22 protein-coding genes are annotated in these 23,964 nt (G+C 55.1%); 17 read left to right on the top strand and 5 right to left on the bottom strand.

Translation table 11 applies throughout. The features are described 5' to 3' along the window. The first annotated feature begins 39 nt into the window (after positions 1 to 39). From K7B04_RS21435 to K7B04_RS21410, 6 genes are all read left to right on the top strand, one after another. Positions 40 to 1,602: an MFS transporter gene (locus tag K7B04_RS21435; protein ID WP_223802987.1), complete on the top strand. Its 1,563-nt coding sequence runs from the start codon at positions 40 to 42 to the stop codon at positions 1,600 to 1,602. A 51-nt stretch (positions 1,603 to 1,653) separates the two neighbouring features. Next, a complete protein-coding gene (locus K7B04_RS21430; RefSeq protein WP_064544176.1) occupies positions 1,654 to 2,889 on the top strand; it encodes an MFS transporter in 1,236 nt (411 codons plus the stop codon). 69 nt (positions 2,890 to 2,958) lie between these two features. Further along, positions 2,959 to 3,870 (top strand): ABC transporter substrate-binding protein, encoded by a 912-nt coding sequence (locus K7B04_RS21425; RefSeq protein WP_223802986.1) that lies wholly within the window; start codon positions 2,959 to 2,961, stop codon positions 3,868 to 3,870. A gap of 12 nt (positions 3,871 to 3,882) precedes the next feature. Next, entirely contained in the window at positions 3,883 to 5,037 is a 1,155-nt protein-coding gene (locus tag K7B04_RS21420) for an ABC transporter permease (RefSeq protein ID WP_223802985.1), read from the top strand. Further along, entirely contained in the window at positions 5,030 to 5,977 is a 948-nt protein-coding gene (locus K7B04_RS21415) for an ABC transporter ATP-binding protein (RefSeq protein ID WP_223802984.1), read from the top strand. Before K7B04_RS21420 ends, K7B04_RS21415 begins: the two co-directional genes overlap by 8 nt. After that, on the top strand, positions 5,961 to 6,698 hold the full coding sequence (locus K7B04_RS21410) for an ABC transporter permease (RefSeq protein WP_223802983.1): 738 nt from the start codon (positions 5,961 to 5,963) through the stop codon (positions 6,696 to 6,698). The genes K7B04_RS21415 and K7B04_RS21410 overlap by 17 nt, the downstream gene beginning before the upstream one ends. Here K7B04_RS21410 and K7B04_RS21405 read toward each other — a convergent pair. Further along, positions 6,673 to 6,786 (bottom strand): protein YohO, encoded by a 114-nt coding sequence (locus tag K7B04_RS21405; protein WP_074398756.1) that lies wholly within the window; start codon positions 6,784 to 6,786, stop codon positions 6,673 to 6,675. The two genes, K7B04_RS21410 and K7B04_RS21405, sit on opposite strands and share 26 nt — an antisense overlap. Before the next feature lie 59 nt (positions 6,787 to 6,845). After that, complete coding sequence (locus tag K7B04_RS21400) at positions 6,846 to 7,565, bottom strand: MerR family transcriptional regulator (RefSeq protein ID WP_223802982.1); 720 nt, start codon at positions 7,563 to 7,565, stop codon at positions 6,846 to 6,848. A 211-nt stretch (positions 7,566 to 7,776) separates the two neighbouring features. Here K7B04_RS21400 and K7B04_RS21395 point away from each other — a divergent pair, with 211 nt between their 5' ends. From K7B04_RS21395 to K7B04_RS21385, 3 genes are read left to right on the top strand one after another with little or no spacing between them, the layout of a single operon-like run. After that, positions 7,777 to 9,462, top strand: a complete 1,686-nt coding sequence (locus tag K7B04_RS21395; protein WP_167575442.1) for a sensor histidine kinase — start codon at positions 7,777 to 7,779, stop codon at positions 9,460 to 9,462. Further along, positions 9,459 to 10,178 carry a two-component system response regulator BtsR gene (gene btsR / locus K7B04_RS21390; protein ID WP_163447481.1) on the top strand — a complete coding sequence of 240 codons (720 nt, stop codon included), beginning with the start codon at positions 9,459 to 9,461 and terminating at the stop codon, positions 10,176 to 10,178. The genes K7B04_RS21395 and btsR overlap by 4 nt, the downstream gene beginning before the upstream one ends. 50 nt (positions 10,179 to 10,228) lie before the next feature. Next, entirely contained in the window at positions 10,229 to 10,696 is a 468-nt protein-coding gene (locus tag K7B04_RS21385) for a DUF1456 family protein (RefSeq protein WP_064544193.1), read from the top strand. 72 nt (positions 10,697 to 10,768) lie between these two features. Here K7B04_RS21385 and metG read toward each other — a convergent pair whose 3' ends face one another. Continuing rightward, complete coding sequence (metG, locus tag K7B04_RS21380; protein ID WP_163447480.1) at positions 10,769 to 12,802, bottom strand: methionine--tRNA ligase; 2,034 nt, start codon at positions 12,800 to 12,802, stop codon at positions 10,769 to 10,771. Between the two features lie 462 nt (positions 12,803 to 13,264). Between metG and yehD the strand changes: the two genes are divergently transcribed. The 6 genes from yehD (at position 13,265) to K7B04_RS21350 (ending at position 19,875) form a co-directional block, all read left to right on the top strand. Continuing rightward, positions 13,265 to 13,798: a fimbrial protein YehD gene (gene yehD / locus K7B04_RS21375; protein WP_223802981.1), complete on the top strand. Its 534-nt coding sequence runs from the start codon at positions 13,265 to 13,267 to the stop codon at positions 13,796 to 13,798. 51 nt (positions 13,799 to 13,849) lie between these two features. After that, positions 13,850 to 14,533: a fimbria/pilus periplasmic chaperone gene (locus tag K7B04_RS21370; protein WP_223804212.1), complete on the top strand. Its 684-nt coding sequence runs from the start codon at positions 13,850 to 13,852 to the stop codon at positions 14,531 to 14,533. Positions 14,534 to 14,545: 12 nt separating this feature from the next. Further along, positions 14,546 to 17,011: a fimbrial biogenesis outer membrane usher protein gene (locus K7B04_RS21365; RefSeq protein WP_223802980.1), complete on the top strand. Its 2,466-nt coding sequence runs from the start codon at positions 14,546 to 14,548 to the stop codon at positions 17,009 to 17,011. A 13-nt stretch (positions 17,012 to 17,024) separates the two neighbouring features. Further along, positions 17,025 to 18,044 carry a fimbrial protein gene (locus K7B04_RS21360; protein ID WP_223802979.1) on the top strand — a complete coding sequence of 340 codons (1,020 nt, stop codon included), beginning with the start codon at positions 17,025 to 17,027 and terminating at the stop codon, positions 18,042 to 18,044. Between the two features lie 98 nt (positions 18,045 to 18,142). Further along, positions 18,143 to 19,252 carry an iron-sulfur cluster carrier protein ApbC gene (apbC, locus tag K7B04_RS21355; RefSeq protein ID WP_163447475.1) on the top strand — a complete coding sequence of 370 codons (1,110 nt, stop codon included), beginning with the start codon at positions 18,143 to 18,145 and terminating at the stop codon, positions 19,250 to 19,252. A gap of 293 nt (positions 19,253 to 19,545) precedes the next feature. Next, positions 19,546 to 19,875, top strand: a complete 330-nt coding sequence (locus K7B04_RS21350; protein WP_163449361.1) for a hypothetical protein — start codon at positions 19,546 to 19,548, stop codon at positions 19,873 to 19,875. Between the two features lie 45 nt (positions 19,876 to 19,920). Here K7B04_RS21350 and K7B04_RS21345 read toward each other — a convergent pair whose 3' ends face one another. Next, entirely contained in the window at positions 19,921 to 20,238 is a 318-nt protein-coding gene (locus K7B04_RS21345; protein ID WP_163449362.1) for an RcnB family protein, read from the bottom strand. Positions 20,239 to 20,382: 144 nt separating this feature from the next. Between K7B04_RS21345 and K7B04_RS21340 the strand changes: the two genes are divergently transcribed. Beyond that, complete coding sequence (locus tag K7B04_RS21340) at positions 20,383 to 21,282, top strand: LysR family transcriptional regulator (protein WP_163449363.1); 900 nt, start codon at positions 20,383 to 20,385, stop codon at positions 21,280 to 21,282. On the opposite strand, the gene K7B04_RS21335 is transcribed toward K7B04_RS21340, so the two are convergent. Next, complete coding sequence (locus tag K7B04_RS21335; RefSeq protein WP_163449364.1) at positions 21,279 to 22,007, bottom strand: GntR family transcriptional regulator; 729 nt, start codon at positions 22,005 to 22,007, stop codon at positions 21,279 to 21,281. The two genes, K7B04_RS21340 and K7B04_RS21335, sit on opposite strands and share 4 nt — an antisense overlap. A gap of 241 nt (positions 22,008 to 22,248) precedes the next feature. On the opposite strand from K7B04_RS21335, the gene K7B04_RS21330 reads away from it, so the two are divergent. Beyond that, positions 22,249 to 23,961 (top strand): PTS transporter subunit EIIC, encoded by a 1,713-nt coding sequence (locus K7B04_RS21330; protein WP_223802978.1) that lies wholly within the window; start codon positions 22,249 to 22,251, stop codon positions 23,959 to 23,961. The last annotated feature ends 3 nt before the right edge of the window (positions 23,962 to 23,964 follow it).

Raw genomic sequence — 23,964 nt, 5'->3', positions numbered from 1 at the left:
TTTCGCCTCGCCGTTCTGTACTGTTCAAGGGGATGGAAAATGATAAAAAAAGTGCGGGAGATAAAACTCCACAACTACATCTGCTATGGCCTTGCGGATGTGATCGGTTCAGGCGCGTTTACTCTGGTGAGCGCCTGGCTGCTGTTCTTCCTGACCACATTCTGCGGCCTGACGCCCATTGAGGCAGGCTCGCTGTTTGCGGTGGCGCGTATCGTCGACGTCATCATGTGCCCGTGCATGGGGTACATTTCCGATAACTTCCACAAAACGCGCCTCGGCCGCCGCTTTGGCCGCCGCCGCTTCTTTCTGCTGCTGAGCATTCCGCTGGTGGCGGTCTACAGCCTGCTGTGGGTTCAGGGTTTCAACTACTGGATCTACCTGCTGGTGTACATCCTGTTTGAAATCGTCTATTCGATGATTCTGATCCCGTACGACACCCTGTCGGCGGAGATGACCTCCGATTTTACCAAACGCTCTAAACTGACCAGCGCACGTATGTACATTGCCCAGTTCGCCGGCTTCACCGCTGCGTTCCTGCCGGGGCGTCTGCTGGCCTACTTTGGTTCCGACTCGGCTATCTCTTTCTTCTACGCCGGGGCTATCTTCACGGTCGCCTTTATGGTGGTGCTGTTCTTCGTCTACTTCGGCACCTGGGAACGTTCAATTGAAGAGATTGAGCTGAGTGAGCGCAGCGTTGAGAGCGAAGAGAAGCAGCCGCTGGGCAAACGTCTGTTCGATATCTACTACGATTTTGTGTCCACGCTGAAAATCAAAACCTTCCGCTCCCACCTCGGCATGTACCTTGGCGGCTCTGTCGCGCAGGATATCTTCAACTCCGTCTTTACCTACTTCGTGGTCTTCGCGCTGGCCACCTCGTCAGTGGTGGCCAGTAATCTGTTGAGCGTGATTAACGGTCTGCAGTTCTTCGGCGTCGGCGTGGCAACCTGGCTGACGCTGCGTTACTCCCCGTCCCGGGCGTTTGCTACCCAGGCATTGATGGCGCTGGTGGCCTTTGCGCTGTTCGCCCTGACCTATGTCTATGGCTCCACCAGCATGTCGCTGCTGTATCTGGCGGCGGGCGTGGCGGGTCTGGCGCGCGGCGGTATCTACTCCATTCCGTGGAACAACTACACCTTCGTGGCCGATGTGGATGAGATTCTGACCTGCAACCGTCGTGAAGGGATCTTCGCGGGCTTTATGAGCCTGCTGCGTAAAGCGTCTCAGGCATTCTCCATCTTCCTGGTGGGCGTCGCGCTGCAAATGTCCGGCTTTATTACCGGGCACAGCAGCCAGCCGCAGTCGGCGATCAATATGATCCTCGTCATCATGATTGTGCTGCCGGTGGTTCTCACCCTGTGGGGCATCTGGTCCGCCTTCCAGTTCAAGGTGAACAGCCGTACCCACGCGGTGCTGAATGACGAAGTGGCGCGCCTGAAGCAAGGCGGCAGCAAAGCTACGGTTACCGCCGACACCAAAGCGGTGATCGAAAGCCTGACCGGAATGCCGTATGACCAGTGCTGGGGCGATAACACCGTCGGGCACGTCAACCGCAGCCTGTTGAAAGCGAAACAGCAGCAGTTAGAACAGTTACATAACGTGTAAGTACTTTCCCGGGCGAGTATCGCGACCCCGGGAATTTTGTGGATAACAGAAATGACCGATCAAAGTTTATATATTCAACAGGGTATCTGGGCGCGTCTGGGTCTGCCGCGCGAGCTGGTGTGGGGATTTGTCGGCGTCTTCCTGTTTATTACCGGCGCCACCATTGAACAAAGCTGGCTGGCATCACTGCTACAGCAGCGCGGCCTTGATGCGGTGCATATCAGCCTGCTGTCTTCGGTCTTTGGCCTGTGCGTGGCGGCGATCTCCTGGTTCTCCGGAATTGGCGCGGGCGTGCTGGGCGTTCGTCGCCTGATGTGGCTGGCGACGATTCTCTATTTTGTCGGTTCGGTGCCGTTTATCTTTGTCGCGCTGCCTGATAGCAACTATCCGCTAATGATGGTGAGCTACGCGGTACGCGGCATGGCTTATCCGCTATTTGCCTATTCGTTCCTGGTGTGGATCAACCAGCGCTGTGAAAGCCGCATTCTGGGGCGCGCCGTTTCCTGGTTCTGGATTGCCTTCGGCGTCGGCATGACCATCGTCGGGCCATGGTTCTCGGGCTTTATGATCCCGCGCCTGGGGGAAACGACCACGCTGCTGTCCGGCTTTATTTTCGTGCTGGCGGGCTGCGGCTGCGCGCTGATCCTCAACCGCGATAAGCCTCAATGGCAGCAGGGGCAGGCGGTTGGCCAGGCGCTGGCGGAAGGCCTCATTGTGCTGGTACGTGAGCCGAAAATGCGTATCGCCGTGGTGGTGAAAAGCATCAATGATATCGGCAAATTCTCGCTGGTGATCCTGATGCCGGTGTATCTGCCGCGCTTTGGGTTCAGCATTGAAGAGTGGCTGACCATCTGGGGGCTGGTGAACGTGATTAATATCTTCGCCAACTACTTCTTCGGCTGGCTGGGCGACACCATTGGCTGGCGCAACACGGTAGTGTGGTTTGCCGGCACGCTGTGCGGGCTGGCGGCATTGGCGGTCTGCTACGCGCCGGTGTTGTTCGGCCACAGTAGCGCAGCGCTGATTGCCGCGCTGGCGATTTATGCCATCGGCCTTGGCGCGTTCGGCCCGTTAAGCGCGCTTATTCCTTCACTGCTGCCGGAAAACAAAGGCGCGGCGATCTCCTGCCTCAATCTCGGATCCGGCCTCAGCAACTTCGTCGGGCCGTTTATCGTGACGCTGTGCGTGAATCCGCTGGGCGTTGAAGGCACGCTGTGGGTAATTGCGCTGCTGTATTTTGCCGCCAGTTTGCTGACGATCCCGTTAAAAATGCCGGAACAGGGCTGAATTCTCCATTTTCGTCTACGCTTTTTGCTTAAGCGCCTGTTAATTGAGCGCAAAATAAGAGGAAAGCGTATGACGATTGCAAGGGGATGGACGCTGGCATTGCTGGCCGCGGTAAGCCTGCCGGCGCTGGCTGCCGAGCCGGTGAAAGTAGGATCAAAAATTGACACCGAAGGGGCGCTGCTCGGTAATCTGATTTTGCAGGTGCTGGAAAGCCACGGTGTCAGCACCGTCAATAAAGTTCAACTGGGCACCACGCCGGTGGTGCGCGGGGCCATCACTTCCGGCGCGCTGGATATCTACCCGGAATACACTGGTAACGGCGCTTTCTTCTTCAAAGATGAAAACGACCCGGCGTGGAAAAACGCCAAAGCGGGCTATGACAAGGTGAAAGCGCTGGACGCGCAGAAAAATCATCTGGTCTGGCTGACGCCGGCGCCTGCGAATAACACCTGGACGCTTGCCGTGCGCAAAGACGTGGCGGAAAAAAATAAGCTCACCTCGCTTGCCGATCTGAGCCGCTATCTTAAGGATGGCGGCACCTTCAAGCTGGCGGCCTCGGCGGAATTTATCGAACGCCCGGACGCGCTGCCTGCCTTCGAAAAAGCCTACGATTTTAAACTCTCCCAGGATCAACTGCTGTCGCTGGCCGGTGGCGACACGGCGGTGACCATCAAAGCCGCCGCCCAGCAAACTTCGGGGGTGAACGCGGCGATGGCCTATGGCACCGACGGCCCCGTGGCGGCGCTAGGATTGCAAACCCTCAGCGATCCGAAAGGCGTGCAGCCTATCTATGCGCCCACGCCGGTGGTACGCGAAGCGGTGCTGAAAGCCTATCCGGATATCGAAAAATGGTTACAGCCGGTGTTTGCCAGCCTGGATGAAAAAACGCTGCAAACCCTGAACGCCAAAATTGCGGTAGAAGGGCTGGATGCGAAAAGCGTGGCGGCGGGCTACCTGAAAGAAAAAGGGTGGGTGAAGTAACCGATTATCCCCATGACTCGTTGTTCTAACCGCGTGGTGGCGCTGCTGGCACTGATGCTGCTGGCCGCCAGCGCGCTACCGTTTGCCAATTTTGCCCCGAACCGGCTGGTTTCGGGCAATGGCCTGTGGCTATGGCAAATCTGGTCGTTCTCGCCGCTGGCGCTGCTGGCGGTACCGGCGGCGTTGTGGATTTTATGCTGGCTGCCCGGCCGCTTTCCCGGCCTGCTTATTCTGCTGCTGGCGCAGTCGGGCTTCACGCTATTGCTATGGGCTGCGGGGGAGGCCGCCAACCATCTTGCGGCAAGCGCCAGCCCGCTGGCGCGTACCTCGCCCGGCAGCGGGCTATGGCTGTGGTTACTGCTGATGCTGCTTATCGCCAACGATGCGATTCGTCGTCTCACGACTCGCGCGGCGTGGCGATGGCTGCTTAACGTTCAACTGTGGCTGCTGCCATGTTGGCTGCTTGCGAGCGGGGCGCTGGATGGGTTATCGCTACTCAAGGAATATGCCAACCGCCAGGATACCTTCAATGACGCGCTGTACCAGCATCTGACTCTGTTGTGGGGCACGCTGCTGCCCGCGCTGCTGATTGGCGTCCCGCTGGGGATGGCGTGCTGGCGTCATCCGCGACGGCAGTCGAGCGTCTTCACGGTGCTGAACATTATTCAAACCATTCCTTCTGTGGCGCTGTTTGGCGTGCTGATTGCGCCGCTGGCCGGGCTGGCGCAGCGTTTTCCGTGGTTGGCGACGTTTGGCGTGGCTGGCACCGGCCTGGCGCCCGCGCTGATTGCGCTGGTGCTCTACGCGCTGTTGCCGCTGGTACGTGGCGTGGTCGCCGGGATGCAGCAGGTGTCGCCGCAGGTGCTGGAAAGCGCGGCGGCGATGGGCATGGGCCGTGGTCAAATTTTTCTGCGTGTGCAACTGCCGCTGGCGCTGCCCGTGCTGCTGCGCAGCCTGCGGGTCGTGGTGGTACAGACCGTGGGGATGGCAGTGGTCGCCGCGCTGATTGGCGCAGGTGGCTTTGGCGCGCTGGTGTTTCAGGGGCTGCTCAGTAGCGCGCTGGATCTGGTGCTACTGGGGGTGATCCCGGTGATTGCGCTGGCGGTAACCCTGGATGCGCTGCTGAGTCTGGCCGCCACCTTACTTCAAGGAGAAGCCGGTGATTGAATTTTCGCAGGTCAATAAAACATTCGGCGGTCATCCGGCGGTGAAAAACCTGTCACTACGTCTTGAGGAAGGCGCGTTCTCGGTGCTGATTGGCACTTCCGGCTCGGGAAAATCGACCACCCTGAAGATGATTAATCGACTGGTGGAGCCGGACAGCGGGATGATTCGCTTCGCCGGGCAGGATATCCGCGAGCAGTCGCTGCTGGCGCTGCGCCGACGGATGGGGTACGCCATTCAATCGATTGGCCTGTTTCCGCACTGGACGGTCGCTCAGAACATCGCCACCGTACCGCAACTGCTGAAATGGCCGAAGGCCAGAATGAACGCGCGTATCGACGAACTGATGGCCCTGCTCGGGCTGGAACCCACGCTGCGCGGTCGTTACCCGCATCAGCTTTCCGGCGGCCAGCAGCAGCGCGTCGGCGTGGCGCGGGCGCTGGCGGGCGATCCCGACGTTTTGCTGATGGATGAACCTTTCGGCGCGCTGGACCCGGTTACCCGTAGCGCGTTGCAGCAGGAGATGCGCCGCATTCACCGGCTGCTGGGGCGTACCATCGTGCTGGTGACGCATGATATTGATGAAGCGCTGCGTCTGGCGGATAACCTGATTTTACTCGATGGCGGTGAAGTGGTGCAGCAGGGCTCGCCGCTGCATATGCTCAGCGCGCCGGGCAATGAGTTTGTCCGCACCTTTTTTGGTCGCAGCGAGCTGGGTGTACGCCTGCTGTCGTTACGCCAGGTGGCCGACTATGTGCGCCACGGTGAACGCGTTGCAGGAGAAGCGATAGCCGATTCGTTATCGCTGCGCGATGCGCTGTCGGGGTTTATGGCCCAGCGGCGTACGGTGTTGCCGGTGGTCAACGAGAAAGGCGTGGCATACGGGGCGCTGCATTTTGCCGACCTGCTGCGTGAGGAGCCTGCCGATGCGCGTCCTTTGTGATCCGCTGCTATGGCTGCTGGCACTGTTTATCGCGCTGCTGATTGGCCTGCCGTATAGCGAGCCGCTGTTTCACACGCTTTTTCCGGAACAACCGCGCCCGCTGTATCAGCAGGCGGGGTTTCTTGCGCTGACGCTGGCGCACGGCAAGCTGGTGGTCATCTCCAGCCTGGCGGCGATTGTGATTGGCGTTGGCGCGGGCGTGCTGGTGACGCGTCCTGCGGGGCGCGAGTTTCGTCCGCTGGTGGAAACGCTGGCGGCGATGGGGCAAACCTTTCCGCCCGTAGCGGTGCTGGCGCTGGCGGTGCCGGTGATGGGCTTTGGGGAACAGCCAGCGATTGTCGCGCTGATTCTCTACGGTATTCTGCCGGTACTGCAGGGAACGCTGGCCGGATTAGCGTCCGTACCCGTCGGGGCGCTGAGCGTGGCGGAAGGAATGGGCATGACGGGAGGACAGCGGCTGTGGAAAGTCGAGCTGCCGTTGGCGGCACCGGTGATCGTGGCGGGTATCCGCACGTCGGTTATCGTCAATATTGGCACGGCGACCATCGCCTCAACGGTGGGGGCCAATACGCTGGGCACGCCAATTATCATTGGCCTGAGTGGATTCAATACGGCCTATGTGGTGCAGGGGGCAATTCTGGTGGCGCTGGCGGCGATTATCGTCGACCGCGCCTTTGAGCGCTTAAGCCTGAGGCTCAGCCGACACCGCCGCGCACAATAAACGAGTAGCCGGCGAGCATCACGCCACCAATTCCGCTGATAGCCATCAGGGCAAAAAGGACGATCGCGGCGAATTTAGCTGACTTCATTGTGTACTCCTTTTGTTAACCAAAAGATTATACCGCGAAGCTCAGCTGTTAACGAACGATTAATTAGCAGGAAGTGCGAAGGCCACGCCGTCTTCCTGCCAGCGTGCAAGCTGCTGTAGCTGTTGGACGCCAGGGGCCGCACCGCACCAGATTAACAGCGTCTGGCCGGGGAACAGCTCTGGCTGAATCTGCGTGAGCGGGTGAGCCAGTACGTCGACGCGCCATCCCTGTTCACAGGCCACCCAACCCTCCAGCCACAGCCGGGTGATATCGGTGACGTTCCAGCCCACCACCAGCGCGTGCGGTCCGGATTTACGCCGGGCGGAAGCGAGGCTGAGCGCAATGTCGTTAATCAGTACGCCATCCAGCAGACCAAGCAGAGTCGGCAGCGCCACCTGCGCGTTTTGCAGACGCTGACGCAATGGGATGAAGAGATTATCCACCAGGGTTCGGGCGCTATGACTGCGACGCAGCTCTTTCACCCATTGTCGCAGATGGGTGAGGTTGCCGTTGCGCAGGTCGCGCAGCGCAGTCTCCTGCTGTTCCTGCCAGCCGTCATCCGGCTCACTCAGCAGGTTTTTGACTTTACTGACCTGGACACCGTTTTCTATCCAACGCTGGATTTCGCGGATGCGGTCAATATCGGCATCGTTAAACAGGCGGTGCCCGCCGTCGCTGCGCTGCGGTTTTAACAGCGCGTAGCGCCGCTGCCAGGCCCGCAGCGTTACCGGGTTGATATCACAGAGCTGAGCCACTTCGCCAATCGTGTAAAGCGCCATCTTATCCTCCGGGCATGCGATCCCCCATTTAACTTTAGACGGGGTTTGCCGTCGCGGCCTGTTGCGGTTGTTTTTTATTCGTTTCATTCCCGGACGGAATGGATAAAATGTGATCGGTAGCATTTTTTGCACTTTTTTTGCCAGGTTTCAAAGAAAGTTATGCCGACTAAGTGTATGTTACGCAGTTTTATTTCTGCTGTGGTGTTGGGGTATGTACGAGTTTAATCTGGTGTTGCTGCTGCTTCAGCAGATGTGCGTTTTTCTGGTCATCGCCTGGTTGATGAGCAAGACGCGGCTGTTTATTCCCCTGATGCAGGTCACTGTGCGTCTGCCGCACAAGCTGTTGTGTTATGTCACCTTCTCCATTTTTTGTATCCTCGGCACCTACTTTGGTCTGCATATTGAAGACTCTATCGCCAACACTCGCGCTATTGGCGCCGTGATGGGCGGCCTGCTGGGGGGCCCGGTAGTCGGCGGGCTGGTCGGCCTGACCGGCGGGCTGCACCGCTACTCAATGGGCGGGATGACCGCGCTCAGCTGTATGATCTCCACCATGGTGGAAGGGCTGCTGGGCGGGCTGGTGCACAGCATCCTGATTCGCCGTGGTCGCCCGGATAAGGTCTTCAGCCCGTGGACGGCGGGGGCGATTACCTTTGTCGCCGAGCTGGTACAGATGCTGATTATTCTGCTGATTGCGCGCCCGTTTGAAGACGCGCTGCATCTGGTGCAAAGCATCGCCGCGCCGATGATGGTGACCAACACGGTCGGCGCGGCGCTGTTTATGCGCATCCTGCTGGATAAGCGGGCGATGTTTGAGAAATATACCTCGGCGTTTTCGGCCACCGCCCTGAAGCTTGCCGCCTCGACAGAAGGGATTTTGCGCAAAGGCTTTAATGAAGAAAACAGCATGAAGGTGGCGCAGGTGCTAATTCAGGAGCTGGACATCGGCGCGGTGGCGATCACCGACCGGGAAAAATTGCTCGCCTTTACCGGCATCGGTGAAGACCACCATCTGCCGGGCAAGCCGATCTCTTCGCGTTATACGCAGAAAACCATTGAAACCGGTGAGGTGGTGTACGCCGATGGCAACGAAGTGCCGTACCGCTGCTCCATTCACCCCAACTGCAAACTGGGTTCAACGCTGGTGATCCCGCTTCGCGGCGAAAATCAGCGGGTCATCGGCACCATTAAGCTGTACGAAGCCAAAAATCGGCTGTTCAGTTCGATTAACCGCACCCTCGGCGAAGGCATCGCGCAGCTGCTGTCGGCGCAGATTCTGGCCGGGCAGTACGAGCGGCAAAAAGCGCTGCTGACGCAGTCGGAAATCAAGCTGCTGCACGCGCAGGTGAACCCCCATTTTTTGTTTAACGCGCTGAACACGCTGAAAGCGGTGATTCGCCGCGACAGCGAGCAGGCCAGCCAACTGGTGCAGTATCTGTCGACCTTTTTCCGTAAGAACCTCAAGCGCCCGTCGGAAATTGTCACCCTGGCCGATGAAATAGAACACGTGAACGCCTATCTGCAAATCGAGAAGGCGCGTTTTCAGTCGCGGCTGCAGGTGCATCTGGAGATACCCGATGCGCTGTCAAACCAGCAGCTTCCAGCATTTACCCTGCAACCTATCGTGGAGAACGCCATTAAACACGGCACCTCGCAGTTGTTGGACGTTGGCGAAATTACGCTACGCGCCAGCCGGCAGGGGCAGCATCTGCTGCTCGAGATTGAAGATAACGCCGGTCTGTATCAGCCCAACGCGCCGTCGAGTGGGCTGGGCATGAGCCTGGTGGATAAGCGTCTCAAGATGCGCTTTGGCGAAGACTGCGGCATCTCGGTTGCCTGCGAAGCGGACCGTTTCACCCGTGTTACCCTGCGGTTACCTCTGGAGGAGAGCGCATGATTAAAGTGCTGATTGTCGATGATGAACCGCTGGCGCGGGAGAACCTGCGCGTGCTGCTGCAAACCCAGGCGGACCTGGAGATTGTCGGCGAGTGTGCCAATGCGGTGGAGGCTATCGGTGCGGTGCACCGTCTGCGTCCGGACGTGCTGTTTCTGGACATTCAGATGCCGCGCATCAGCGGCCTGGAAATGGTCGGCATGCTGGATCCGGAACATCGCCCATACATCGTGTTTCTGACCGCTTTTGACGAATATGCGGTCAAAGCGTTTGAAGAGCATGCGTTTGATTATCTGCTCAAGCCCATTGAAGAGAAACGCCTGGAAAAAACGCTCGCCCGCCTGCGGCAAGAACGCGCGGCGCAGGACGTCTCGGTGCTCAGCGAGGGCCAGCAGGCGCTGAAGTTTATCCCCTGTACCGGGCACAGTCGTATTTATCTGCTGCAAATGGACGATGTCGCGTTTGTCAGCAGCCGGATGAGCGGCGTATACGTGACCAGCGGCGAGGGCAAAGAGGGGTTTACCGAACTGACGCTGCGCACGCTGGAGAGCCGCACGCCGCTGATTCGCTGTCATCGCCAGCATCTGGTGAACATGGCGCATTTGAAAGAAATTCGTCTCGAGGATAACGGCCAGGCTGAACTGCTGCTGCGTAACGGCCAGACCGTGCCGGTGAGCCGTCGCTATTTAAAGAGCCTGAAAGAGGCGCTGGGACTGTAATTCGTGTAGAATCGGTCATCGAATTTTTCATCACCACCGTCGAAGGCACTATGGTCAGTAACGATATTTTACGCAGCGTCCGCTACATCCTGAAAATGAACAACAACGATCTGGTGCGTATCTTCGCGCTGGGCGAAGCCGCCGTCACCGCTGAACAGCTGGTGCCGTGGCTGCGCAAAGAGGATGAGGAAGGCTTCGTACGTTGCCCGGACATTATGCTGTCGTGCTTCCTGAACGGCCTTATCTACGAAAAACGTGGTCGCGATGAATCCGCCCCGGCGCTGGCGGTAGAACGCCGTATTAACAACAACATCGTACTGAAAAAGCTGCGTATCGCCTTTGCGCTGAAAACCGATGATATTCTGGCGATCCTGACGCAGCAGCAGTTCCGCGTGTCGATGCCGGAAATCACCGCCATGATGCGCGCGCCGGACCACAAAAACTTCCGCGAATGCGGCGACCAGTTCCTGCGCTACTTCCTGCGCGGCCTGGCGATTCGCGAGCACGCGGCGAAATAAGCCATACCGTCGGGAATCTATTGAGCCAAACCCTACAAAAAACGCTGCCGAAGCAGCGTTTTTTTATGCAGTTTATTTCACCTGCTGGCCTGGTTTTGCCCCGTCATCCGGGCTTAACAGGAAGATATCTTTGCCGCCAGGACCTGCGGCCATCACCATCCCTTCCGAGATGCCGAAGCGCATCTTACGCGGCGCCAGGTTGGCCACCATGATGGTCAGGCGGCCGATCAGCGGCTGCGGGTCCGGGTATGCGGAACGGATGCCGGAGAAGACGTTACGTTTCTCGCCGCCCAGATCCAGCGTCAGACGCAGCAGCTTGTCGGAACCTTCCACGAACTCGGCGTTTTCAATCAGCGCCACGCGCAGGTCAACTTTGGCGAAATCGTCAAAGGTGATGGTTTCCTGAATTGGATCGTCCGCCAGCGGGCCGGTTACCGGGGCTGCGGCAGCTTTCACTTCTTCTTTTGACGCTTCCACCAGCGCTTCCACCTGTTTCATTTCAATACGGTTATACAGCGCCTTGAAGGTGTTGATCTTATGACCCACCAGCGGCGCGTTGATCGCATCCCAGCTCAGTTCAGTGTTGAGGAACGCTTCGGTACGCGCGGCCAGCTCTGGCAGAACCGGCTTCAGCCAGGTCATCAGCACGCGGAACATGTTCAGACCCATGGTGCAGATAGCCTGCAGGTCGGCGTCGCGGCCTTCCTGTTTCGCCACCACCCACGGAGCCTGTTCATCAACATAGCGGTTAGCCACATCGGCCAGCGCCATGATTTCACGGATCGCTTTACCGAATTCACGGCTGTCCCACGCTTCGCCGATGCTGGCTGCCGCGTCGGTGAAGGTTTTATACAGCTCTGGGTCAGCCAGTTCAGCAGACAGCACGCCGTCGAAACGCTTAGCAATAAAGCCAGCGTTACGGGAAGCCAGGTTGACCACTTTGTTGACGATGTCGGCGTTGACGCGCTGGATAAAGTCTTCCAGGTTCAGGTCGATATCGTCGATGCGGGATGAGAGCTTCGCCGTGTAGTAGTAGCGCAGGCTGTCGGCATCGAAATGGTTCAGCCAGGTGCTGGCTTTAATGAAGGTGCCGCGAGATTTGGACATCTTCGCGCCGTTCACCGTGACATAACCGTGGACAAACAGGTTGGTCGGTTTGCGGAAGTTGCTGCCTTCCAGCATCGCCGGCCAGAACAGGCTGTGGAAGTAGACAATGTCTTTACCGATAAAGTGATACAGCTCGGCGTCGGAGTCTTTGTTCCAGTACGCGTCGAAGCTGGTGGTGTCGCCGCGCTTATCGCACAGGTTCTTGAAGGAACCCATGTAGCCGATTGGCGCGTCCAGCCAGACGTAGAAATATTTGCCCGGCGCGTTCGGGATTTCAAAGCCGAAGTACGGCGCATCGCGGGAGATATCCCACTGCTGCAGGCCGGATTCAAACCATTCCTGCATTTTGTTGGCGACCTGCTCCTGCAGCGCGCCGCTGCGGGTCCACGCCTGCAGCATTTCGCTGAAGGACGGCAGATCAAAGAAGAAGTGCTCAGACTCACGCATCACCGGTGTGGCGCCAGACACCACGGATTTCGGCTCGATAAGCTCGGTTGGGCTATAGGTCGCGCCGCACACTTCGCAGTTATCGCCGTACTGGTCCGGTGATTTACATTTCGGGCAGGTGCCTTTAACGAAACGGTCCGGCAGGAACATGCCTTTTTCCGGATCGTACAGCTGAGAGATGGTGCGGTTTTTAATAAAACCGTTCTCTTTCAGGCGACCGTAAATCAGCTCGGACAGCTCGCGGTTCTCGTCGCTGTGCGTTGAGTGATAGTTGTCATAGCTGATGTTAAAGCCCGCAAAGTCCGTCTGATGCTCCTGACTCATCTCGGCAATCATCTGCTCTGGGGTAATGCCCAGTTGCTGTGCTTTCAGCATAATCGGCGTGCCGTGGGCATCGTCCGCGCAGATGAAGTTAACCTCGTGGCCGCGCATTCGCTGGTAACGGACCCAGACATCAGCCTGGATGTGCTCCAGCATATGGCCGAGGTGGATGGAACCGTTGGCGTACGGCAGGGCGCACGTTACCAGAATTTTCTTCGCGACTTGAGTCATAGTGAACGTTACTTCTTATGTAGTGAAAAGGGCTTTTGATGTTACCTGAAAGGCTTTCCTTTGGTAAGCCCAAAGCGTGCCTCATCACGTGCTAAATCAAGCTGGCGGGATATTCGCGCAGAAAAACGACGATTTTCCGGACTGTGTAAGAAGCAACAGCGACCTGGTAGCCATTTTTTTACCACGTCGCGGTGGGCATAAATATAAAGATCATTTTTATGAATGTTGTTTTATTTTTTATTTGTTTTAATGATCTGGATGGGTGTTTTTTGCGCTTAATTAATTTATTAAGAAATAATAATCATCATTAGATATTTGTTGTAATTATACTGCTATGTGTAATTTGTTTTTAATCAATAAAACAAAAGTATTACATTGCAGACACTTTTCGCATGTGAGAATTTTACTCCAAGGGAAACAACCCTTAACAACAATCAAATAAATACTAATAAGGATATCATTATGAAATATTCAATTCTGTCTGCTTCGGTATTAGTTGCAGTTATGATGAGCGCAGGCGCTATGGCCGCGGACGATGAAGCGGTATTACATATTAACGGTAAAGTGTTGGGCACGACTTGCCAGATTGAGGATGGCAAAAGCCAGGCTACAATTACAATGCCAGACGTCAGCGTTGATGCATTCAATACGCTGAATGCCGGCCAGGAACTGAAAGCATATTCCAGTAGCGCAGTGGGTAATATTAAGTTCAAATGCGATCCGAATGTTACGCCGCGTATTTCATTTGCTGTAGATGGTTTTAACGGAAATGGTAGTGACATTACCCGCAACACCGCGGGTGAAAATGGTGTCGGTTTTAAAGTACACATGAATAATTCAACAGAAGCCATTAGCCCGCAAAAATCAATCACGCTGGTGAAACAGGCTGACGGTATTTATACACTGGATTTCTCCGCATATTATGCCCGTACCAGCGGCACGGTAACCAGCGGAGAGGTTGATTCTAGTATTACCATGCAGGTTTTCTCTGATTAATTCTATTGTAAATAAACGGCGGCGAACGCCGCCGTTTATTCCTGGATGAATATGCAAAAAATAATAGCCTTAACCCTGGCGGTAATCAGTTTATCTGCTCAGGCTGGCGTGGTGCTGTATGGGACCCGGGTAATTTACCCAGCAGAAAAACGGGATATTGTGGTCCAGGTGATGAATCAAGGCGAGCATTCCTCGCTGGTGCAATCGTGGATTGATGATGGCGATACGTCGCGGTCGCCGGAAAACATTGACGTTCCGTTTCTGCTGACACCGCCGGTCGTCAAGGTGGCGGGAAACTCCGGCCAGCAGATAAAAATCAAAAAAATGCCCAATACGTTAGCCCAGGATAGAGAGAGCCTGTTCTTTTTAAACGTACTGAGTATTCCACCTAACGATGCGCAAAACAGCAGTAAAAATGTGATTAAGTTTGCGCTGCAAAATCGCATCAAACTTTTCTGGCGACCCACGGGAATCGCCCCGGTGAGTCGCGCGAGTTTTCGCCAGATCTCGTTAAGTTATACCGGACGGGAGATGGTTATTAAAAATGATAACGCTAACTGGATTACCCTTACCGATATAAAAGTGAATGATGTCAAAGTGAATGGTGAGACCGTCATGTTACCGCCACGAGCCTATCAGACGATAACGCTGAAAAATAATAATGCACCTCAATATTCTCTGACGATTATTGACGATCACGGCAACTATATCAGCGACAGGATTAACGTAAAATAACAGGAGCCGATTATGTTAAGGATGGCCCCTTTAGCTTCGACAGTATTATTATCATTATTCGCTGGCTGTGTTCAGGCTGAAGAGGAAACCTTCGATACCCATTTTATGATTGGTGGGATGCAGGGCGTTAAAACTGACCGTTTTCAATTATCCGGCGAACAGCCGATTGCCGGCGAATATGAACTGGATGTTTATGTTAATCAGCAATGGCGCGGGAAATATACGGTGAATATTACCGATAACACCTGCCTGACGCGTGCTCAGATCCAATTGATGGGGATTAACCTGAAAGCATTACCCGAATCATCCTGCATTTCATTAGAACAGGCAGTGCAGGGCGGAAGCTACACGTTTGATATTAGCGTTTTTCGTCTGGATCTCTCGGTGCCGCAAGCCTTTGTTGATGAAGTTGAGCAAGGATATATTGCGCCCGAAAACTGGCAGCGCGGAATAAATGCGTTTTACACTTCTTATTATGTCAGTCAATACCACAGCGATTATCATTCCGCAGGGAGCAGCAAAAATACCTACGCGCGGTTTAACAGCGGACTTAATTTGCTGGACTGGCAGCTGCACTCTGATGCCAGTTTTAACCAGGTCAATAGCGATGCTGGCGTGTGGAAAAGCAATACTCTGTATCTCGAACGAAGCCTTTCATCGATCATGGGCGTATTGCGCGCTGGGGAGATGTATACCTCTGCGGATCTCTTTGACGCAGTCCGTTTTCGCGGCGTGCGTCTGTATCGGGATCTGCAAATGCTGCCAAACTCAAAGCAGAATTTTACGCCGCTGGTGAAGGGGATTGCCCAGAGCAATGCGCTGGTGACGATAGAGCAGAACGGCTTCGTGGTGTATCAGAAGGAAGTCCCGCCCGGTCCGTTTGCGATTGCCGATCTCCAGTTGGCAGGCGGCGGGGCCGATCTTGACGTGACGGTGAAAGAGGCCGATGGCACGCTGACGCAATATCTGGTGCCCTATGGCTCAGTGCCAAATATGCTCCAGCCCGGCGTGGCAAAATATGACGCCGTGGTGGGACGCAGTCAGATTGAAGGGGCCAGCCGACAGAGCGATTTCACCCAGGTCAGTTACCAGTATGGTCTGAATAGCCTGGTGACGCTGTACGGCGGCGCGATGCTGGCGAGTAACTATAACGCTTTCACGATAGGCTCCGGCTGGAATACCCGCTGGGGCGCGTTTTCGCTGGATGCCGTACGTTCGCACAGTCGTCAGGACAACGGTACGTTCGATGGTCAAAGTTATCAGCTCGCGTACAACAAATATCTTAACCGAACTGCCACCCATTTTGGTCTTGCGGCCTATCGCTACTCGTCGCGAGATTACCGTACCTTTAACGATCATGTGTGGGCGAACAACAAAGACAGCTATACGCATGAACAGCACGATGTCTACGATATTGGCGACTATTACCAGAACGACTTCGGGCGTAAAAACAGTTTCTCCGCCAATATCAGCCAGCCGCTGGCCGCGGGATGGGGAGCCTTTTCCTTAAGTTTACTGTGGCGTGACTACTGGCAGCGCGGCGGCCACAGCGAAGATTATCAGCTTAGCTATTCAAACAGCTGGCGGCGCGTCTCCTGGACGCTCTCCGCCAGCCAGACCTACACCGACGATCGTCGTGATGACAAGCTCTTTAACATCTTCATTTCCATCCCGTTTATGTGGGGCGACGGCATGACTGGCGCGCGCCGCCAGATGGCGCTTTCCAACTCAACTACCTTTGATAACGAGGGCTTTACGGCGAACAATACCGGACTTTCCGGCACGCTCGGTGAACGAGATCAGTTTACCTACGGCGTTAACCTGAGCCATCAGCAGCAACATCAGGAGACCACGGCCGGGACCAATGTGAGCTGGAATACGCCAGTCGCGACGCTCGGCGGCAGCTATAGCCAATCTTCACAGTATCGGCAAATGAGCGGCAACATTTCTGGGGGAATGGTGCTGTGGTCGGGCGGGGTGAGCCAGGCTAATCGACTGGCGGAAACCGTCGCGATTCTTGATGCGCCCGGGCTGGAAGGGGCGTTTGTCAACGGACAGAAATACCGCACCACTAATGGTAACGGTACGGTGGTTTATGACAATTTGTCGCCATACCGCGAAAACCATCTCACGCTGGACGTCTCCGGCAGCGCCACCCAGACCGAGCTTATTGGCAATCGAAAAAGCGTGGCCCCGGTGCGGGGCGCGGTGGTGCTGGCGCACTTCGATACCGATACGCGCAAACCCTGGTTTATAAAAGCGCAGCGGCCAGACGGCACGCCGCTCACCTTTGGCAATGACGTTGAGGACAGCGGCGGCCATAACGTGGGGCTCGTCGGGCAGGGCAGCCGGTTGTTTATCCGTACTGATGTCCTGCCGCGCAGCGTATCGGTACGGCTTGATGGCCCGCAGGAGAGTCGCTGCGTGGTCACCTTCGATACGCAAATTGATGAACTGAAAACCTATATTTGTCATTGAGAAAGGAGGCGTCATGAAGGGAGCCATCATCGCCGCGTTAGTATTGTGCGGCTATGCCAGTAGCGGTTGGGCGGTGTGTAAATCGTCGGCCGTCTCATTTTCTCATGACTCGGAGGTCACCGTTGATGAACAGTTTGCGCTGACGCAGCAGTACACAACCATCGTCAGCGTGACCTTTTCCGGGATTAAGTGCGATTCGGCAAACGACACCATTAGCTATATTCCCGTGGTGAAAGACAGCGTGATCGGCCCGTTTAGCAACGGGCAGAAACTCAAGCTGACAGTCCAGACGGATAAAACCTCTGAAACGATTGGCACGACCAGCGCCACCGAGAAAACGCTGTCCTACACGGTAAAGCTTAGCCACGCTGCTTATGAGGCGACGACCAGTGGTGCAGACTCGGTATATGTTCCCGGCGTGCTGATCGCCAATACCGGCGGTAATTCGAACAGTTTGATCAATTTTATCCTCGGCGTCTGTAAAACCCTAAGCTGGACTGGCTGTGTGAACTATATAACCAACAGCCTGAAGGGCGACTCTTATGTTGAGAACCTGACCATTATTTATCGCCCGAAAAAGAGTACCTGCCTTCCTGATGACCTGGCCTTAACGTTGCCGGATGTTGCGCTGTCAGAGCTGCCGACGAGCGGCGTCGTTAGCGGGAAAAGCCGAACCAGCGCGATAAGGCTGCAATGTCGCGACCTGCAGGGGCCCAGCCTGCAAACCACGCGCGGTATGTCGGTTTACCTCTACAGCGCTGACCTGCTGAACGGCAGTCGTACGGTCTTACGGGGCAGCGAGTCTAACGGCGTGGGGTTTGTGCTGGAGAGCGGCGGCAAGACAGTGGCGCTGTCAACCGTGAAGGGCGCGAAGGACAGTGCCGATAATCTCTGGCGCGCCAGCGCAGGCCAGGCGCTTAATGCGACAACGTTGATGATTCCGCTGACGGCTAGCTACTACGTTTACGACCGCCAGAAGGTTAAGCCCGGCGCGCTGCAGGCGACGGCGCTGATTTTTGTGAACTATGAGTAGTCCGCTTTTTATCGCGAAATGCGCTTGTAGTGGGGGATCGTGTCCCTTTCAGGTAAACTACAAGAGACGCATTCATTCACAAGAACAAAGGAGTCGGGATGAACTCAGAATCCCAGGCCAAATCACCTGAACGTCTACGTGCGATGGTGGCCGGCACGCTGGCAAACTTCCAGCACCCCACGCTGAAGCACAACTTAACGACGCTGAAAGCGCTGCACCATGTCGCCTGGTTGGACGACACCGTTCACATCGAACTGCAGATGCCGTTTGTCTGGCACAGCGCCTTTGAAGAATTAAAAGAGCAAACCAGCGCTGAACTGCTGCGGGTGACCGGGGCGAAAGCCATCGACTGGAAGCTGTCGCATAGCATCGCCACGCTGAAGCGTGTGAAAAACCAGCCGGGCATCAACGGCGTGAAAAACATTATTGCCGTCAGCTCCGGCAAAGGTGGGGTCGGTAAGTCATCCACCGCCGTTAACCTGGCGCTGGCGCTGGCTGCTGAAGGGGCGAAAGTAGGCATTCTGGATGCCGACATCTACGGCCCATCGATCCCGAACATGCTGGGCGCGGAAAACCAGCGTCCGACGTCTCCGGACGGCACCCACATGGCGCCTATTATGGCGCACGGTCTGGCCACCAACTCCATTGGTTATCTGGTGACTGACGACAACGCGATGGTCTGGCGCGGCCCGATGGCCAGTAAAGCGCTGATGCAGATGCTGCAGGAGACCCTGTGGCCCGATCTCGACTATCTGGTTCTCGATATGCCGCCAGGCACCGGTGATATTCAGCTGACGCTGGCGCAGAACATTCCTGTGACCGGGGCCGTCGTGGTCACTACGCCGCAGGATATCGCGCTGATCGACGCCAAAAAAGGCATCGTGATGTTCGAGAAGGTCGAAGTGCCGGTGTTGGGCATTGTGGAAAACATGAGCATGCACATTTGCAGCAACTGTGGGCACCACGAGCCTATCTTCGGTACCGGCGGCGCGGAGAAGCTGGCGGAGAAATACCATACCCAGCTGCTGGGCCAGATGCCGCTGCACATTAATCTGCGTGAAGATCTTGATAAAGGCACTCCGACCGTGGTCGCGCGCCCGGACAGCGAGTTCACCGAGATTTATCGCCAGCTTGCGGGCCGTGTCGCCGCGCAACTCTACTGGCAGGGTGAGGTTATCCCAAGCGAGATTGCATTCCGCGCGGTGTAATTCCCCCTATGCTCGTGCGGTGCACCTTGTACCGCACGAGCTAAGATTTATTTTTCTGAATATATCCTTATTTATTATCTTATTCACATTATGCATTTATTTTTATAATAATATTGCATCCGGAAAAAGTAATTATTTGGTTGTTTTGATGTTAATCAATCATGCAATTTAATAACATTGTTTTCTCTCTCGGTGTATGAGATGTTCAATTTCATCACCCTTTTCAAAATTTGAGCGTTAATCATCTCCTGTTATTTGTGGTAATTATTATTAATGCGGCAATGGAGAGAAAAATGAATAATGAAACGTTGATGATGAAGTTGCGTGAACTGCTGGTATTGCTGATGCAGAGCCGCTCGCTGAGCGAGAAGTCCGCCGATGCGATGCGCTACTGCCGCGAACAGATGGTTGAGAAAACGTTGCCGGTCAATATTTATGGTGAATATCGGGAGATAATTGAACATCTGAGCGAACTGGCTGAAGAAAATAATCATATCGCCCCGGATGATCTGTTACGCAGCGGCGGCGATTTACTATTAAGCATCCTGTTATTATATGAGCGTCTGGCGGGTGAGGTAGCGGTTAATCAATATTTGAATCAGAACGGCGTACATTATTTCTAGCCAATAAAACGGGCCAGCGGTGAAGCGATCGCCGCTGGCGGGTGATTAACGGTGATAGAAAATTTCACCGTCGTAAATTTTGCTGATTTTGCCGTCGGTATCACCGATCTGTACATAGTTCCCGCCCATGTACGTCCAGTGGGTGCCGGCATCCGGCGCGGGCAGATTACGCTGCTGCCACTGCTTGATGTTGTACTCCGGCGTCAGGTACATCGCGGGAGCGTTATCGCCAATTTTGAATCGCGTGAAATCGGCGGTGAACTCTTTCAACTCATACTGCTTGATGCCGGTGGCCGGAGCCGCCCATGCCGCACCTGCCGTTGCCAACAGTACGCCCAGAAGCATCATTTTAGTTTTACGCATACTATCCCCACATTATCCTGGATATAAAATTGCAGCTCCGTATGATTCCTGATGCGCGGGCTGAATGGCAAGCGCTGCTTTCTTAAAAAGTGTAAGCAAACAGCGATGATGCGCGTTTTGAGGATTATTCTGTGAGGAGCCAACATGTTCAGGCTGGAAGATTTATCACTGTTCGTCCGCGCGGCGGCGCTCGGCAGTTTTAGCGAGGCCGCGCGAGAGGCTGGCATCCCGCCCGCGCAGGTTAGCTCGGCAATCAAGCGTCTGGAGACGGCGCTCAATATTCGCCTGTTTGCCCGCTCGACGCGCAGCTTACGGCTGACGGTGGAAGGAGAAACCTGGCTACCGTACGCTCTGCAAATGCTGGATGCGCTGCAAAACGGGCTACAGCAAATTAACACGCCCAATGATGAAGTCAGCGGCACGCTGCAAATTGCCGTACCGTCCGATCTCGGGCGTAATCTTCTGCTGAATGTTTTCCGTGAGTTCCGCACACGTCACCCGGCGCTGCGGCTACGGATTTTGTTTTCCGATCATCGCACCGATGTCTTTAAAGATCCGGTGGACGTGGCATTCCGCTACGGTGAAAACGACGATGCATCGTTCGTCTCGCTGCCCGTCGCGCCGGAGAATCGCCGGGTGCTGGTGGCGTCGCCAGACTGGATTGCCCGCCACGGCGAACCGCAGACGCTCGCCGACCTTGAACGCTGTAATGCACTAACCTACGTGCTGCGCGGACGTCCCTTTGACCGCTGGCCACTCAGCCTCGACGGCGTAGAACACAGCGTGCAGGTTTCTGGCAATATCACCAGCGATGACGCTGAGGTGATCCGTCGTCTGGCAGTAGCCGGTGAGGGGATTGCGTTTAAATCGGGGCTGGATGTCAGCGACGATCTGCGAGAAGGGCGGCTCAAGGTGCTGCTGCCGAACTACCTGGGCGACAGAGTGCCGCTGAATATGATCTGCCCGCACCGCAAACAACTCTCTGCCGCGGTGCGGTTACTGTATGAGGCGGTGAAGGCGGAATGTGCGGCGAAGCAGCCTTAGCCGCCGTTGCGTTGGACGACCGAATTATAGTTAAAGCGCTGATAATGATAGCGGCTGGTACAGAACTCGAACGGCTGCCCGTCGCTAAGATAGGTGACCGAGCGGGTGACGCTCACCGGCTCGTTTGGCTGTAGCTCAAGCCACTCTTGCGCTTCATCATCGCTCGGCAGTGAAGAGAACTGGGTATGGCTGCTGGCGGGGATTTTACGTAATGTGGTTTCCACATACTGATAAATCGACCCCAGCGCATTTTCACGCGTGAACTCCGGCAGAATATGTACGGGAAGCCACGTGTCTTCAATGGAGAGCGGAAGATCATCGACGTAGCGAACGCGGCGAAAATGCCAGCAGAAGCGATCGTCCTGGATCGCCAACATTTCAGCCACCTCAGCTGAAGGGTTGGCAATTTCAAACAGCAGCAGATGACTTCTGACATTATGCCCCTGCGTCTGATTAATGGTGCTCACGCCCAGGATCGGCGAAACCAGGTTGCTCTCGGCGTGGGTATAGCGCGGGGTAGCCGTTTTGACCACGGTGCCAAGACCACGCTGACGGGTAATAAACCCCTCGTTGACCAGAATCTCCAGCGCGTTATTTAGCGTTATCTTGCTACAGCTAAACTCTTCACAAAGCTGATGACCGTAAGGGATCTTCTCCCCGGTCGCATAGACATTATTGACGATCCTTTCCCTGATTATATTCGCGATTTCAATATACCTACGCAATGTCCACCTCCTGGTTTTAGCCCGTCAGGGAGTATATCGCATACCTTAAAATTTTATCCAGATCTCATTTATTTTAAAAGTAGACTACTTTTAAAATAAAGGGATTGACTTAGTTGTGGGCGAGTTTCATTCTGCAACGGCGGTGCGTAGGAGGGGATTCCGATCTCGGCGAAGCGAGCAGTCTTGTCAACGGGTGTGCTAACTCCGCGCAGGGGGTTGTTTTCATTGCAAGGGAAAAGTCATGAGTCAGACCACGATATTGACGAAAATTACTGATATATCGCAGAAAATGGCGTCGGAGGTTCATCTCCGAAGCCTACGCGATAGTTTCATTATCACCGTGCCCTTTTTGGTGTTAGCCGGGCTTTTTATTATGGTGAACTTTGTTTTTCTGGACGCAAAAGGGTTTATCGGACAGTGGGTTTCCGCCGAGACGATGGCGGCGCTGAGGAGCGTCGGCGATCGCATACTGAACGGCACCATGAATATTTTGTCGCTGATGCTGGTGGTATTAATTGCCTGGAGTATTGCCAGCAAGCGTAAGTTTGCCGCGCCGATGATCCCGGCGATGGTCTCATTAGCGGCATTTCTGGTCTTGATGCCAGGAACATTATCCGTTGTTCCTGTGAATGCTTCCGAAGCGGTGCAGGTCAGCGGCGTCATTTCTCAGGGGCTCACCAACGCCGGCGGCGTGTTTATGGCAATTATTACCGCCGTGATTGCCACCGATCTGTTTTTGTGGATAGCGAAAACCCGCTGGCTACAAATTCGCATGGGTGATGAAGTTCCGCCGATGGTGACACAGTCTTTCCAGTCAATGTTCTCGATTATGCTGGTGGTGCTGGCCTTTGCGCTGGTGGCGTCGGTGGTGAAGGCGAGTACGGGGAAAGAGGTGCATGAGATAATCCAGGCCATCATTCAGGCGCCGCTCGTGCATTTAACCACTAACCTGCCAGGCTTTCTGGTACTGACCACCTTAACCAATTTCTTGTTTTCGCTGGGTATTCATCCATCAGGCATTATTAACCCGATTCTGGAGCCGCCTCTGTTGGTGGCGATGCAGGAAAACATGGCCGCCTTTGCCAGAGGCGAAGTACCACCGCATATTATCGTGCTGCCGTTCCGCGACCTTTACGGCCATATGGGGGGAACCGGAAGTACGCTGGCGCTGCTGATTGCGGTCTTTCTGCGCAGCAAAATCTCCAGTCATCAAAAGCTCGGCAGAACCGTGCTGGCGCCGGGATTATTCAATATTAACGAGCCGGTTATTTTTGGTTTCCCGGTGCTTTACAACCCGTTAATTATGATCCCATTTATTATTTATCCGCAGATTAACTTTATTATTGCCTATTTTGCCACCGAGTTTGGCATGGTCTCACGTATTGTCGCCTACGTGCCGTGGTCGGTTCCGCCGCTGCTTTCAGGTTGGTTAGGGTCGGGAGGTGATTTCCGCAATGTGCTGCTACAGCTCCTGCTCTTAGCATTAGGGGTAATGATCTATTTGCCGTTCTTAATGGCCTATGAACGCACGATGCTGAAAAACAAAGTTGAAGCGCTGGTCAATACGCTGTCTGCAGATAATACCGCAACCACCATCGAAGATGCGCCTGAATTAAATGGCCTCGAGGTACTGAATAATAAAACCATCATCCTGACCTGTAATGAAGGTATGTCGACATCGATCATGGCCAAAAAGATGGGGCAGTATGCGAAGGAACAGGGTTACGAGTTAACGATTTACGCTGTCAATATTGGGCGTATCGAAGAGGAATATCACAAGGCTGACCTGATTTTATTAGGACCGCAGGTTGTCTATATGCAGGACAGTATTATTGAAAATATACATGCGGCCTGCCCGGTACTCCCGATTAATAAACAATATTTTAGCAAGCTGGACGGTAAATCTGCCATTGAAGAGGCGGCAAACCAACTGGCGGGCATCAACGGAATTTAACAG

This window comes from Kluyvera sp. CRP, assembly GCF_019930565.1.
Classification (GTDB): Bacteria; Pseudomonadota; Gammaproteobacteria; order Enterobacterales; family Enterobacteriaceae; genus Kluyvera; species Kluyvera georgiana_A.
Note: the sequence above shows the minus strand (reverse complement) of the source record. Positions and strands in the feature narration are given on the sequence as shown.

Excerpts from the sequence above, each read along its gene's own strand:
- K7B04_RS21435 (WP_223802987.1), top strand. The coding sequence starts at position 40 with ATGATAAAAAAAGTGCGGGAGATAAAACTCCACAACTACATCTGCTAT.
- K7B04_RS21430 (WP_064544176.1), top strand. The coding sequence starts at position 1,654 with ATGACCGATCAAAGTTTATATATTCAACAGGGTATCTGGGCGCGTCTG.
- K7B04_RS21425 (WP_223802986.1), top strand. The coding sequence starts at position 2,959 with ATGACGATTGCAAGGGGATGGACGCTGGCATTGCTGGCCGCGGTAAGC.
- K7B04_RS21420 (WP_223802985.1), top strand. The coding sequence starts at position 3,883 with ATGACTCGTTGTTCTAACCGCGTGGTGGCGCTGCTGGCACTGATGCTG.
- K7B04_RS21410 (WP_223802983.1), top strand. The coding sequence starts at position 5,961 with ATGCGCGTCCTTTGTGATCCGCTGCTATGGCTGCTGGCACTGTTTATC.
- K7B04_RS21405 (WP_074398756.1), bottom strand. The coding sequence starts at position 6,786 with ATGAAGTCAGCTAAATTCGCCGCGATCGTCCTTTTTGCCCTGATGGCT.
- K7B04_RS21400 (WP_223802982.1), bottom strand. The coding sequence starts at position 7,565 with ATGGCGCTTTACACGATTGGCGAAGTGGCTCAGCTCTGTGATATCAAC.
- K7B04_RS21395 (WP_167575442.1), top strand. The coding sequence starts at position 7,777 with ATGTACGAGTTTAATCTGGTGTTGCTGCTGCTTCAGCAGATGTGCGTT.
- btsR (WP_163447481.1), top strand. The coding sequence starts at position 9,459 with ATGATTAAAGTGCTGATTGTCGATGATGAACCGCTGGCGCGGGAGAAC.
- K7B04_RS21385 (WP_064544193.1), top strand. The coding sequence starts at position 10,229 with ATGGTCAGTAACGATATTTTACGCAGCGTCCGCTACATCCTGAAAATG.
- metG (WP_163447480.1), bottom strand. The coding sequence starts at position 12,802 with ATGACTCAAGTCGCGAAGAAAATTCTGGTAACGTGCGCCCTGCCGTAC.
- yehD (WP_223802981.1), top strand. The coding sequence starts at position 13,265 with ATGAAATATTCAATTCTGTCTGCTTCGGTATTAGTTGCAGTTATGATG.
- K7B04_RS21370 (WP_223804212.1), top strand. The coding sequence starts at position 13,850 with ATGCAAAAAATAATAGCCTTAACCCTGGCGGTAATCAGTTTATCTGCT.
- K7B04_RS21365 (WP_223802980.1), top strand. The coding sequence starts at position 14,546 with ATGTTAAGGATGGCCCCTTTAGCTTCGACAGTATTATTATCATTATTC.
- K7B04_RS21360 (WP_223802979.1), top strand. The coding sequence starts at position 17,025 with ATGAAGGGAGCCATCATCGCCGCGTTAGTATTGTGCGGCTATGCCAGT.
- apbC (WP_163447475.1), top strand. The coding sequence starts at position 18,143 with ATGAACTCAGAATCCCAGGCCAAATCACCTGAACGTCTACGTGCGATG.
- K7B04_RS21350 (WP_163449361.1), top strand. The coding sequence starts at position 19,546 with ATGAATAATGAAACGTTGATGATGAAGTTGCGTGAACTGCTGGTATTG.
- K7B04_RS21345 (WP_163449362.1), bottom strand. The coding sequence starts at position 20,238 with ATGCGTAAAACTAAAATGATGCTTCTGGGCGTACTGTTGGCAACGGCA.
- K7B04_RS21340 (WP_163449363.1), top strand. The coding sequence starts at position 20,383 with ATGTTCAGGCTGGAAGATTTATCACTGTTCGTCCGCGCGGCGGCGCTC.
- K7B04_RS21330 (WP_223802978.1), top strand. The coding sequence starts at position 22,249 with ATGAGTCAGACCACGATATTGACGAAAATTACTGATATATCGCAGAAA.